The organism is Kitasatospora sp. NPDC058046 (assembly GCF_042885595.1).
Lineage (GTDB): Bacteria > Actinomycetota > Actinomycetes > Streptomycetales > Streptomycetaceae > Kitasatospora.
The window spans coordinates 260,923-273,465 of sequence record NZ_JBHVRS010000010.1 but is presented as its reverse complement, the minus strand read 5'-3'; the positions used below and the strand labels follow the sequence as shown (position 1 = coordinate 273,465).

Below are 12,543 nucleotides of genomic sequence, written 5' to 3'. Positions count from 1 at the left end.
TCCGCTGCTCACCGTCCGCGCAGGTCCGCTGGAAGGTCGGTCGAGCACCCGATACCTATCCAAAAACAGGACAGACGGTTTGTCAATACAAAACCGAACGCGCTGTTTGTTTCTGGGCGGAGCAAGCCCGTGGGAGTAGGACACCGGACCGCCGGTCCGGCCTCGAACGGCTTCGCCCGAGACCCCCGCGGACCACTCGGACCCGCCCGGAGCCCGCCCGGATCACCCCGAATCAGGCCGGACCGGCCCCGCCCGCACCCGTCCCGGCCGCCTCGCCCGCGGCCGCCCCGGCCTCCGCCTCGGCCGCCCGGGCCGCCGCCAGCTCCGCGACCACCCGGCCGCCCCGGTCCGCCGCGAGGTCGAGCGTGGCCAGCACCCCGGGCACCGCGATGCTGGGCATCACATGCTGGTACAGCGAGGCGACCCGGCGCTCCAGGTCCGACCGGCCGGACATCTTCTGGGACTGTATCTGCACGCCCGTCCAGGCCCCGGTGACCAGCCACGCCGTCTCGGCGGGCACCACCTGGGGCAGCAGTTCGCCGCGCCGGGCGGCCGTCTCCAGCACGGTCTCGGCCCGCTGGATCCAGCCGGGCGCCGCGCCGCCACTGAAGTCGCCGAACACGTCCTGGCCGAGGGAGAGCCGCGCGCCGGCGCTCAACACCGGGTCGCGCGGCATGAGATGGGCGACCACCATCCCGAGGTCCACGAACTCCTGGAGCTTGCAGTGCCGTTCGGGAATCTCGTCCCGGCCGAACTGCTCCTCGACGACCCCTTGGGCGAGCTCCCGCTTGGAGGCGAAGTGGAAGTACACCGCGCCCCGGGTCACTCCGGCGCGAGCCACGACCGCACCGATCGTCGCCCCCTCGTACCCGTACTCGTCGAAGACCGACGCCGCCGCCTCCAGGATCAGCCGACGCGTCCGGACCGCCCGTTCCTGTCGCACCACCGCAACCACCCCACCCGAAACGCTCGGCAAACAAAACCAAACACCCCGTATCTTACCCGCCGAGGTCGGCGGGGATCCCTGCGTCCCAGGTCACATAGGGCCGTTCTCGAGCGGACTAAAACCGCGTAGACGGTATGAGACGAACAGATGGCCGACATCTCACCGCCAGCCCCCTTAATCGGAACACAAGCTCTCACTTGTGGCCGGGATGGCAACGAACGACCACATAATGGCCATGAACCTGTCAAGCCCATGCATCGACATCCCCACAGGTCAACGAGGTTCACCCGTCGGAGCCGATCTCCGGGCAGTGATCGACACCCACCCACCGTGCCCGTCCGACCACGCTCGGCCGCCGACGAACCTTTGTTCTGGCTCCTTGAAAACCAAACCGGTAGGTACGTATCTTACGAGCCCTGAGCAGCCCACCCCGCCCGTCACGGCCTTTCGGAGCGCTCCCCATGACTCTGCTTGCCTTCCGTACGCCCGCATCCGTCCTCACCACCGGCACGGACTCCGGAACGATCCCCGGCCCGGCCGCAGCAGCCCCGGCGCCTCGCCTGACCAGCACCGTCGCCAAGGAGTACGTCCACCGGGCCTGCCACGCCGAGGTCTTCCTCACCGGCAGCGAACAGCTCACGGACACCACCTTCGCCGTCACCGCGCAGTGGCCGCGGGCGCACACCTTCTTCAGCACCCCGGACGGCACCCGGCACGACCCGATCCAAGCTGCTGAAACGATCCGCCAAGCCGGGCTCTACCTCGCCCACACCCGGTTCGGCGTACCGCTCGACCACAAGTTCATGATGTGGAACCTCGACTACACCACCCGGTCGCGGCAGTTGCTGATCGGTGCGGCGCCGACCGACCTCACCCTGGAGGTCCAGCTCCTCGCCCAGCCGCGCCGCTCCGGCACCACCGTCGACTTCACGCTGGAGACCGTCGTCCGACGGGGCGCCCAGCTGGCCGCCACCGGCTACGCCCGCTTCACCACCGTTCCGGACTCCACCTACCAGCGGCTGCGCCGGGGCCGCCACTCCGCCGAGCTCCCGGCGGCGCCGACCGTGACCGCCGAGCCGCTCCCGCCGGCCCGGGTCGGCCGGCTCCGCCCGTGCGACGTCCTGCTGGCCCCGGCGGACGCCCCCGGCACCTGGCACCTCACCCCCGACTTCTGGCACCCGATCCTCTTCGACCACGCCAACGACCACATCCCGGGCATGGTGCTGCTGGAGGCGGCCCGGCAGGCGGCCAACGCGCTGAGCAGCCCGGCCACCGTCACACCGACCGCCGCGGCCACCACCTTCCACCGGTACGCCGAGCACGACGCGCCCACCACGATCACCGCCCAGCACACCCCCGGCGGGGACCCGGACGCCCTCACCACCACCGTGACCGGCCACCAGCACGGCGAACCGATCTTCACCACCGTGCTCACCGGCCACCCGGACCACCGCTGACCCGACGACCGCCGCCGCACCGACCTCCGGAGTACCCCTTCGCAGCACCCGAACGGCCCGCCCGACCCTCCCGGTCCGGCGGGCCGTCCGCGTGCCGACGACGCCCGCGGGGGCTGCGGCCACGGGCACCAGCCGATTCCCGGGGGCCCACCACGGGCCGGCCCCGGCCGGAACGCCCCGCTCCCGGACTGGCACCGGGGCGAACACCTGCGCGAGGATGTCACCCCCTGGATCCCGCTGCCAACAGGAGTCCGCCGTGAGTGAAGTCCCTTCGCAGCAGAACGAGTTGATAAGACTCGCCGACCGCCCCGGCACCGACGACGCCCCCGGCTGCGACGGACGGACCGGCGGCCGGAACGTCCGCGTACGCGTCCTCGGACGGCACGCGCCGGGCTCGCTGCTCGGACACGACTGGCTGGACTGCGAGATCACCGTCACCGCGGACTCGGTACGCGGGCAGTTCGTCACCCTGGTGACCGACCGCCACCTCAGGCAGTGGGAAACCGCTCTGGACCGACTCGGCCGCGGCTCCGCGGTCCGCTGGCTGGACGAGGAACACGGACCGGAGCTACGCATCGAACCCGGCCGACCCGGCGGCCTCTGGGTGACCGTCTCCGACGCGGAGGAATCCGGCGTCACCCTCCGGGTCGTACTCTCCCCCGCACCGAACTGGCTGGCCGAGCAACGCACCCTGCTCCGCCTCGTCCGCAGCGCCTACCCCGCCGAGGTGGTCGAACTCTCCCCGGGCATCCACGCCTGGCGCGGAAACCTGCCCGACGAGAGTTGATCGATCGTCACCCCTACTACTGCGCCAGCGTTCCAAGCCGCACGGGCGATCAGTCGGGAACAGCGAGAAGGAAGACCGGGCCGCACCGCCGACCATGAACAGCGCGAGCTGGTGCAACCCGACCGTCTCACCCGGTGTGGCGCGTTCGTAGCGCCGCACCGGGTGGCCGGCGGCGCGGTCCGGGTGTGGGAGGTCGGCAAGGCGGCAGCGTCCGGTGAAGGTCGGCGGTGGTCACGGTGTGGCGTGAGGGCCTTCCGGGTGCCGGTGCGGGGTGTCGCAGTCCGCAGCGAGCCGGAAAGGCCCTCACTGAACCCCGTCACCCGCCGTCGCGGTCAGTACGTCCAGGCGAACGGATCGGCCGTCACTTCCGCTGCCGCGGAGGTGTTCCCAGTCGCCCCAGCGAACGGTCGGGCACGGTGAGGAGGAAGAGCAGGGCCGCGCCGCCGAGCATGAACAGCGCGAGGTGGTGCAGCCCGGCCGTGGTGGCACCGTGCGGGAAGAAGGCGGCGTTCGCGGCGGAGGCCGCCATGGCGCCGAGGTACATGAAGGTGCGCAGCAGCCCGGCCGCCGAGGCGATGGCGGCGGGGTCCGCCTGGTGGTAGAGGGCGGTCTGGGTGCCGAGCCCGATCAGCCCCTGTGAGACACCCGCCAGCACGCCGACTCCGATCAGCAGGGCGCCCGGGCTGTTCGCGTGGACCAGCAGCAGGGCGGCGCAGGCCGCGATCTGGCAGGCGGAGCCGACCAGCAGTTTGCCGCGGACGCCCGGACTGCGGCCGCTGGCCCCGGCGGCCGCGAGCGCGGTCAGCGAGAGCGGCAGCAGCACGAGTCCGGCGGTGGCGGCGGACAGGCCGCGCCCCTCCTCCAGCCACTGGGTGTAGCCGTAGAGGAAGGCGTAGATGGCGGTGTAGCCGAGCACCTGGCGCAGGTAGGTGGCGATCAGCGGGCGGTTGCCGCCGAGCGCCCGCAGGTCGATGAAGGGGGCGCGGGCCCGCCGCTCGCGGAGGACGAAGGCGACGGCTGCCAGGAGGGCGAGCACCGGCAGGTGCCAGCGAGCGGCGTCGGGCTTCATCAGGAACAGCATCAGGGCGAGCAGGAGGACCGCGAACAGCGCGATCCCGAGGTGGTCGAGGCGTTCCGGACGCCCGGGGCGCTCCCCGCCGTCGGCAGGGTCCGGGCGGCGGGCGGTGACGGGTAGCCGGGCCGCACCGAGTGCCAGGCAGGCCAGTGACAGCGGGACGTTGACGGCGAAGACCGTCCGCCAGCCGCCCGCGCCGATCAGCAGACCGCCGAGGGTGGGGCCGACCACCGCGACGGTCTGGTTGGCGACGGCCAGTACCGTCAGCACCCCGGTGGGGCTGGACCGCCCGGTCCGCTCGGCCTCGCTGCGGGTCAGGTGCATCGCGGCGGGGTAGGCCGCGGAGGTCCCCAGTCCGAGCAGCACCCGGGCGGTGATCAGCATTCCGAGCGACGGGGCGAGCGCACCGAGCAGTCCGGCGAGGCCGACCAGGGCCGTCCCGGCGAGGTAGAGCCGGCGCGGGCCGTGGGTGTCCACCAGCCGCCCGATCACCGGCTGGCCGATGGCGGTGGCCAGGTAGAGCCCGGTGACCAGCCAGGCGGTCTCGGCGGGCGGCGCGCCGAAGGCGGCGCCGACGGGCACCAGGGCCACCGCGATCATCGACGAGTTGATCGGGTTGAGCACCGAGCCGAGCACCATCGGCGCGATCAGCCGGCGGTTGAACCCGTCGTCCGGGGCGGGCTGCCGACGACGCGGCCGGAGTCGGGCGAGCAGGGCGGCCGGGCCGGTCGTCACCGGTTCAGCCGGTCTATCAGGGCCAGCGCCTCCAGCACGGTGGCACGCTCGGCCTCGGTGTAGTGCTCCGCCATGGCCCGGGTCAGCCACTCCTCACGGGCCTGGCGGCTGTCCGCGACCCGGGCCAGGCCGACCTCGGTGAGGCTGACCACCTGACGGCGGCCGTCCTCGGGGTCGGGACGGCGCCCGACCAGTCCGTGCTGTTCCAGCGCGGCGAGGGTGGCGGCCATCGACTGCGGACGGACCCGCTCGGCGGCGGCCAGCGCACTGGCGGAGGCCGGACCGTCGTTGATCAGCCGGCTGAGCACGGCGGTCTGGGAGGGCGTCAGGTCGCTGGTGCCGCTCGCCTCCCGGAGGGTGCGGCGCAGCCGGCTGAAGACGGCGCGCAGTTCACGGGCGGCCAGCGCCGCGCTGTCGGGAACCACGGTTTCGGCGGACCCGGCGGGCCCGGCGGGGTCGGCGGGCCCGGCGGGCCCGGCGGGGTCGGCGGGGTCGGCGGGGTCGGTACTGGCGGTTCGCTTCTCGGTCACGGTTCCACGGTAATTTCATCAGTCTGGACTGTCCAGTCTGAACTGAAGATTTCCTGAGGGCGGACCGGTCCCTCCACCACCCGTGCCCCGGCCCGGCGGCGGGCCCGGATAATGACGGCATGATCGACAAGCAGCTCCGCGTCGTCCTCGCCGAGGACTCGGTGATCCTCCGGGACGGCATGGTCGAACTCCTCACCGCCCGGGGGTGCGCGGTGGTCGCCACCGCCGGGACGGCACCCGAGCTGATCGCCGCCGTCACCGGGCACCGGCCCGACGTGGCCGTGGTGGACATCCGGATGCCGCCCACCCACACCGACGAGGGCATCCGAGCAGCCGTGGAGATCCGGGCCACCCTGCCCGAGGTGGGCATCCTGGTCTTCTCCCAGCACGTCGAGACCGCCTGGGCGGCCCGGCTGCTGGCCGACGGCGCCTCCGGCATCGGCTACCTCCTCAAGGAGCGGGTGGCCCGCACCTCCGAGTTCGTCGACGCGCTGCACCGGGTCGCCGCAGGCGGCACGGCCCTCGACCCGGAGATCGTCAACGGTCTGCTGCACGGCGGGCGGCGCAGCCGGGTGGACACGCTCACCCCGCGCGAGCGGGAGGTGCTGGAGCTGATGGCGCAGGGGCACTCCAACCGTTCGATCGCCACGCTGCTGGTGGTCTCGGAGCGGGCGGTGGAGAAGCACGTGGCCGCCGTGTTCGGCAAGTTCGACCTGCCCGCGACCGAGGCCGACAACCGGCGGGTCAAGGCCGTGCTCGCCTACCTCGCGGAGAGCGGCGCCTCCTGAGGTAGCACCTCCCGGGACGGCGACCCCGACCGCCCGGGCCGTGGCCGCCCGTCAGAGCCGGCCGGGCAGTTCGGCGCTGACCGCCGTCGGCCCGCCGGGCGGGCTGTCCACCCGCAGCGTCCCGTCCAGCACCGCGAGCCGCTCGGCCAGGCCGGTGAGCCCGCTACCCGCACCGATCACGGCGCCGCCGTGCCCGTCGTCGCGCACGGTCAGCCGGACCCTCCCCTCGGCGGCGCTCACGCTCAGCTCCACCGACCGCGCGCCACTGTGCTTGGCCACGTTGGTCAGCAGTTCGGCCGCACAGAAGTAGACGGCCCGCTCGATCGCCTCCTCCGGACGCTCCCGAAGGTCCAGCCGGACGTCGACCGGCACCGGCGAGGTGGCGGTCAGCCCCGGCAGCGCCTCGGCCAACCCGCCCTCCAGCGCCACCGGGTGGATGCCCCTGGTCAGCCGGCGCAGACCGGTGATGGTGTCCTCGGCCTGCCCACGGGCCCGGTCCACCAGGGTCCGCAGCCGCCCGAGGTCGAGCCCGTCCGAGCCACCCTCGGCCGGAAGGCCCACCGGCGGAAGGCCCACCGGCGGCGCGCCCGCCCCCAGCACGTCGTCGGCCAGCGACAGCGTGATGGCGAGCGCGACCAGCTGCGCCTGGGTGCCGTCGTGCAGGTCGCGTTCCAGGTGCCGCAGTCGGTCGGTGCCCTCGGCCAGCAGGATGGACCGGGCCTTCTCCAGCTGACGCACCCGCTGGTCCGAGCGCACCGGCCCGAGCAGGGTACGGGCCAGCGTGCGGTTCGCCCCTCCGAGCGCCTGCACCGCGGCGGGTACGGCGACCAGCACCGCGAGGCCGATCGGGATCGCGCCCAGGTCCAGCAGGCCGATCGACCTCGGGCCCGGCTCCATCATCCGCACCCAGAGCGGGAAGCCCACCAGCCAGACGCTTCCGAGCGGGAGCCCGACCACGGCCAGGAAGCCGAGCACGCCCAGCGGCAGCCGGAGGAAGAGGTAGAGCAGCGCCCGCCAGGCCACCGGATCGGTCAGCACCACCCGGCCGCGCGCTATCACTCCGGCCGGGCGCGCCAGTGGCCGCGGTGCGGGCACCTCCTCCCCGAGCAGCCGCCCGACCAGCCACCGGTGCAACCCGCCGAGCCTCCTCGCCCCGAGCAGCGCGGCCGCCACGAACGGCAGGCCCAGCACGGTGAGCGAGAGCAAGGCCCCCGCGTAGAGGACGGCGACGGCGTACACCCCGCCGAGCACCCCGAGCGGCAACCCGAGCACCGCGAAGGCCAGTTCACCACCGCGCACCGACCGGTACCGCCGCCGCTCAGCCACCGTCCACCTCACCACTCGCCCACCGACACCCACCGACAATCACTGACCAGCACTCACCGACCGGCATTCAGCCGCCGACCGGCCCCCAGCATCCACCAGGACCCGCCCGGACCACCGCATCCACCTGCCCTTCCGTCCGCACGGCCCCTCGGACAGCCATGGCACCGACCCCGCGCCCACCCGCCGTGGACGCCGGCCGCCGCCTCCTCCGCCTCACCCCCGCTCCCCGCCCGTCGTCTCCACCGCCGAACCGCCGACCGCCCACAGCCCCGTGCCCACGATCCCCGGCACCGTGAGCACCACCGCCCCCAGCACCACCCAGGCGCACGCCGCGCCCGGCACCACCGGCACCACCGAGCCCGTCACCGCCAGGCTGAACGCCCCCGAGGCCGCGGCCGCCACCGCCGCACCCAGCAGCACACCGATCGCCGTGGTCAGGACCGCCTCCACGCCGAGCATCCACAGCAGCTGCCGCCGCGTCGCCCCGACCAGGCGCAGCAGCGCGAACTCGCGGCGCCGGTCGGCGGTCAGCGCCACCAGGGTGTTGACCGTGGAGACCGCCGCGAAGCAGACCAGCATCCCGAGCTCCGCCTCGCGCAGCCAGATGTCGCTCTGCTTGGTGACGCTGGTCGCGGCGCCCGTCGCCCGGACGACGTGCTCGGCGGTGCCGGTCAGGACCAGCAGGGTGCCGGAGAGCCCGACGAGCAGCGCGACCGGCACCACCGCCGAGGAGAGCCGGGCCGCGTAGCCGCGCAGGTTGGCGTCCGCCAGCCAGCCCGCCCGGGGCGCGAGCACCCGCGCCGGGGCGCCGAGCACCGCCGCCAGGACCCGCGCCGCCACCGGCCCCAGTAGTCCGACCGCGACCAGCAGCACCAGCGAGCCGAGCAGCGCGGCCTGCCCCGCCTTGTCCAGCTCTCCGGCCGGCCGGCTCGCCGCCAGTCGCAGCAGCAGCCCACCACCCGCGAGCACCGCCAGCCCGGCGAGCACCCGCGGCACGGGCGTCCGCCGTGGCCCGCCCGCGCCCTCGGTCAGTGCGGCGGCCGGGGCGGGCCGGGTGATCCGGCGGGCCGCCACGGCACTGGCCGCCAAGCCCACCAGCAGCGCCACCGCGAGCCCGATCAGCGCCGGCACCGGCGCCCCGGGTATGCGCAGCCCGGGTGCGGCCATGCCGCGCCGCTGGAGTGCGGCGAGGAAGGCCCGGGCGGCGAGGAAGCCCACCAGGCCGCCCGGCCCGGACACCAGCAGGGTGGTCGCCACCACCTGCGCGCGCACCACCCGCCGGACCTGACGGGGTGTCGCCGCGACGGTGCGCAGCAGCGCCAGGTCGCGGTGCTGCTGGCGCAGGGTGAAGCCGAGGGCGTTGACCACGACGAACAGCGCGACCAGGACGGCGATCTCGCCGAAGGCCCCGGCGATCAGCACCAGGCCGGGCCCGGACACCGCCGTGCGCGCCACCGCGGCCGGCGCCGTGACCTGTGCGGCGACCAGCGACCCGAACAGCGTCACCGCCGCCACCGCCAGGAACAGCGCCGTCCCCAGCCCGGCGAAGGAGGCCGGGCGGCGGCGGATCTGCCCCGCCGAGAGGCTCAGTACGGGACTGCTCATCGTGCTCACCCGCCCAACCGGCTCAGCCGCTCGGCGACCTGCGCGGCCGTCGGCGCGGTCAGCTCGTCCACCAGCAGGCCGTCGGCCAGCAGCAGCACCCGGTCCGCGTACCCGGCGGCGACCGGGTCGTGGGTGACCATCACGCAGGTCCGGCCGTCGGTGTCGACACCCGAGCGCAGCAGACCGAGGACCTCCTGCCCGGTGGCCCGGTCCAGCGCGCCGGTCGGCTCGTCGGCGAACAGCACCTCCGGCCGGGAGACCAGCGCCCTGGCTATCGCCACCCGCTGCTGCTGACCGCCCGACAGCTGCCCGGGCCGGTGCCGCTCCCGCCCGGCCAGCCCGACCCGGGCCAGCGCCTCCCGCACCGCGGCCCGCTCCGGCGGCCGCCCGGCGAGCCGGCCGGGCAGCTCGACGTTCTGCCCGACCGTCATCGCCGGCATCAGGTTGAAGGCCTGGAACACGAACCCCACCCGGGTGCGGCGCAGCTCCGCCAGCCGCCGCTCGGGCAGCCCGGACACCTCCGTGCGGCCCCACCGCACGGTGCCCCCGGTCGGACGGTCCATCCCGGCCAGGCAGTGCAGCAGGGTGGTCTTGCCGGAGCCCGACGGCCCCATCACCGCCGTGAACGTCCCCGGCGCGAAGGCCACCGAGACCCCGCGCAGCGCCTGTACGGCCGCCGTGCCCCGCCCGTACCGCCGGTGCAGCCCCACCGCGCTCAGGGCCGCGTCCGTCACCCCGTCGTGCGCCGCCGTGGCGGCGGCTGTCGTCATCCCGTTCATGCCCTCCATCGTGGGCGTCCGGGGCCGGGAGATCGATTGTGCTGGCACCCGAATCCGGGGTTCGGAAAACCGAACCCCGCAGGTGGTGCTACGTCCCCTCGGGCGGGTTGCGGGCCTCCCAGGCCCGGAGGGCGAGGCCGTAGGTCGCCTCCAGGCGCACCAGCCGGTCGTCCACGTCCAGCAGTGCCGCCAGGGCGTCGGCGACCTCGGGCGTCCGGTCGGCGGACGGGGCCAGGACGGACGCGGCGGCGCGCCGCACCCCGACGGCCTCCTCCTCCGGGCACTCACGACCGCCCAGGGCTCGGAGGACCTCGGCGAGCACCCCGCCGTCCTGCTCGGCCGACGCCCAGGCGACGAGCAGCTCCGTCTCCTCCGCCTCGTACTCGACCGCGTGCCCCATCCGCAGGAGCGGGGCGTCGCACAGGAAGGCCGCGACGAAGCGGCGGTGCGCGGGGTCGGGATGCCGGTGGTGGGCCGTCAAGGCCGACCAGGTCTCCCGACTTCGGCGTTCCCCGAGCACGAACCGGACGGCCTGCTGCCCGACGTGCCCCGGCTCCCGGTGCCGAACGGCCCTGGCCACCAACTCGTCGACCGGGGTGAGGACGCGGAACCGCCACTCCAGCCCGGTCAGCACGGCCCCGTGCCCGGCGCGCACGGTCAGCCCGCCGAGGGAGACCTGCTCGACGTCCGCGTACTGCTCGGTCACCCACACCCACTCCGCCGGCCCCACGGCCCCGGTCCGTCGCCGCAGTTCCTCCTCCGTCCCCGTCTCGTGCCAGGCCCTGGCCAGGGCGAGCAGGTGCTCACGGGCGTCGGCGGGCAACCGCAGCGCCGGGTCCTTCCCCAGCACCGCCCCGACCAGCGCCGACGAACCGAGGTCCACCGCGCGCAGCAGCGGGGTCGTCCCGTCGGGCAGCGGACGGTCCGGATCGGCACCGTGGTCGACCAGGACACCGGCGACCTCGTGGTCGAACCCGTTCACGGCCACCCACAGCAGGGGCGGCCCGTCCGCATCGCGGGCGTTCGGATCCGCGCCCGCGGCGAGTGCCTCCCACACGCCGTCGACATCCCGCGCCCGCACCGCCGCCACCAGCCGCCCGTCCGTCGTCATCCGCCGACTCCCCCTCGCCGCACAGCCTCCACCGGCGCACCCTAAGCCCGCCGGAGCCGGGCACGCCCTCCCCTTTTACGCCCCCGCCTCCCGCCGGGCCCGCCCGACGGGGAATCATGATCCGGTGACCATCGACCTGCTGCCCGAGCCGCGCTTCGGCCCCACCGAGGCGGAGGTGTGCGGGCTGCCGGCCCCGCACGGCGGGCTGCTGCCCGGCGGGGTGCGCGGCACCTTCGTCCGCGGCTGCTCCCGGGCGACGGCCTGCTCCTCCAGCCGGGCGGGCGCATCCCGCCGCTCGCCGTAACCGCACCCGGCCCCCGCTTCCCCATCCCTCACCACGCCACCCACCCACCCACAGGAGTCACCATGACCACCACCCCCCTGACCGTCGCCGTCCTCGGCCCCGGAGGCGTCGGCGGACTGATCGGCGGGCTGCTCGCCCGCGACGGCCACCGGGTCGTCTGCCTGGCCGGCGAGGCGACCGCGGCCGCGATCGCGCGGGACGGACTGCGGGTCCGCAGCGCCGAGTTCGGCGAGTTCACCGCCCGGGTGGAGGCGGCGACCGAGCTGCGCGAGCCGGTCGACGCCGTCTTCGTGACGGTCAAGGAGACGGCGCTGGCCGCCGCGCTGGACCGGTTGCCCGCGGAGGTGCTCGGCACCGGGATCGTGGTGCCGCTGCTCAACGGTCTGGACCACATGGCCGTGCTGCGCGAGCGCTACCCGGCCGCACGGGTGGTGGCCGGCACGATCCGGGTCGAGGCCGCCCGGACGGCGCCCGGGCGGATCGAGCACACCAGCCCGTTCGCCGCCATCGAGCTGGGCGCGGACGCCGAACCCGACTCCCCCGTGGCCGAGTTCGCCGAGCAGCTGCGGCACACCGGTCTGGACGTCGCACTGCGCGAGGACGAGACGGCGATGCTGTGGAGCAAGCTCTCCTTCCTCGCCCCGTTCGCCCTGCTGACCACCCGCCACGCGAGCGGGATCGGCACCGTACGCACCGAGCACCGGGCCGAACTCGTCGCCGTGCTGGACGAGATCACCGCCGTCACCCGGGCGGTCGGCGCGCCGGCGGACGCGCAGACGCTGCTCGCCTCCTTCGACCGCATCCCCGGGACGATGAGGTCCTCGATGCAGCGCGACGTGGAGGCCGGACGGCCGACCGAGTTGGACGCCATCGGCGGCGCCGTGCTGCGGGCGGCCGACGCGCACGCGGTGGCGGTGCCGACCATCGCCCGCCTGGTGCACGACCTGACCGAATCCGCCAACCGGTAGCGCCTGCCCGGGCGTGGGCCCCCCCGGCGGGCCCCCCGGGGGGCGGGCCCGGGGCGTCGCCCCCAAAAAAGGACGGGACAGACCAACCCCCGGGCGCCAAAAAGGTAACAACCCGGGGCCCCCTCATACCGG

General features: G+C 74.6%; 12 protein-coding genes. 5 read left to right on the top strand and 7 right to left on the bottom strand.

Features of this window, described 5'->3' with window-relative positions:
• Window positions 1–232: 232 nt before the first annotated feature.
• Window positions 233–946 carry a ScbR family autoregulator-binding transcription factor gene (locus tag ACFVU7_RS22265; RefSeq protein WP_380778010.1) on the bottom strand — a complete coding sequence of 238 codons (714 nt, stop codon included), beginning with the start codon at window positions 944–946 and terminating at the stop codon, window positions 233–235.
• Between the two features lie 461 nt (window positions 947–1,407).
• On the opposite strand from ACFVU7_RS22265, the gene ACFVU7_RS22260 reads away from it, so the two are divergent.
• Entirely contained in the window at window positions 1,408–2,403 is a 996-nt protein-coding gene (locus ACFVU7_RS22260) for a ScbA/BarX family gamma-butyrolactone biosynthesis protein (RefSeq protein ID WP_079272588.1), read from the top strand.
• A gap of 256 nt (window positions 2,404–2,659) precedes the next feature.
• Entirely contained in the window at window positions 2,660–3,190 is a 531-nt protein-coding gene (locus ACFVU7_RS22255) for a DUF5959 family protein (protein WP_198959461.1), read from the top strand.
• 361 nt (window positions 3,191–3,551) lie between these two features.
• On the opposite strand, the gene ACFVU7_RS22250 is transcribed toward ACFVU7_RS22255, so the two are convergent.
• Complete coding sequence (locus ACFVU7_RS22250; protein ID WP_388046658.1) at window positions 3,552–4,904, bottom strand: MFS transporter; 1,353 nt, start codon at window positions 4,902–4,904, stop codon at window positions 3,552–3,554.
• Between the two features lie 92 nt (window positions 4,905–4,996).
• A complete protein-coding gene (locus ACFVU7_RS22245; protein WP_049654197.1) occupies window positions 4,997–5,425 on the bottom strand; it encodes a MarR family winged helix-turn-helix transcriptional regulator in 429 nt (142 codons plus the stop codon).
• A gap of 224 nt (window positions 5,426–5,649) precedes the next feature.
• On the opposite strand from ACFVU7_RS22245, the gene ACFVU7_RS22240 reads away from it, so the two are divergent.
• Window positions 5,650–6,318: a response regulator gene (locus tag ACFVU7_RS22240; RefSeq protein ID WP_388046612.1), complete on the top strand. Its 669-nt coding sequence runs from the start codon at window positions 5,650–5,652 to the stop codon at window positions 6,316–6,318.
• 51 nt (window positions 6,319–6,369) lie between these two features.
• Here ACFVU7_RS22240 and ACFVU7_RS22235 read toward each other — a convergent pair whose 3' ends face one another.
• The 4 genes from ACFVU7_RS22235 to ACFVU7_RS22220 all read right to left on the bottom strand — a co-directional run bounded on the left by ACFVU7_RS22235 (window position 6,370) and on the right by ACFVU7_RS22220 (window position 11,139).
• Complete coding sequence (locus tag ACFVU7_RS22235; RefSeq protein WP_074004809.1) at window positions 6,370–7,644, bottom strand: sensor histidine kinase; 1,275 nt, start codon at window positions 7,642–7,644, stop codon at window positions 6,370–6,372.
• A gap of 213 nt (window positions 7,645–7,857) precedes the next feature.
• A complete protein-coding gene (locus ACFVU7_RS22230; RefSeq protein WP_380780752.1) occupies window positions 7,858–9,249 on the bottom strand; it encodes an FtsX-like permease family protein in 1,392 nt (463 codons plus the stop codon).
• Window positions 9,250–9,254: 5 nt separating this feature from the next.
• Window positions 9,255–10,019: an ABC transporter ATP-binding protein gene (locus tag ACFVU7_RS22225; protein ID WP_049658819.1), complete on the bottom strand. Its 765-nt coding sequence runs from the start codon at window positions 10,017–10,019 to the stop codon at window positions 9,255–9,257.
• A 97-nt stretch (window positions 10,020–10,116) separates the two neighbouring features.
• Complete coding sequence (locus ACFVU7_RS22220; RefSeq protein WP_388046610.1) at window positions 10,117–11,139, bottom strand: ankyrin repeat domain-containing protein; 1,023 nt, start codon at window positions 11,137–11,139, stop codon at window positions 10,117–10,119.
• Window positions 11,140–11,263: 124 nt separating this feature from the next.
• Here ACFVU7_RS22220 and ACFVU7_RS22215 point away from each other — a divergent pair, with 124 nt between their 5' ends.
• Window positions 11,264–11,443: a hypothetical protein gene (locus tag ACFVU7_RS22215; RefSeq protein ID WP_388046608.1), complete on the top strand. Its 180-nt coding sequence runs from the start codon at window positions 11,264–11,266 to the stop codon at window positions 11,441–11,443.
• Window positions 11,444–11,505: 62 nt separating this feature from the next.
• Window positions 11,506–12,411 (top strand): ketopantoate reductase family protein, encoded by a 906-nt coding sequence (locus tag ACFVU7_RS22210; protein WP_388046606.1) that lies wholly within the window; start codon window positions 11,506–11,508, stop codon window positions 12,409–12,411.
• The last annotated feature ends 132 nt before the right edge of the window (window positions 12,412–12,543 follow it).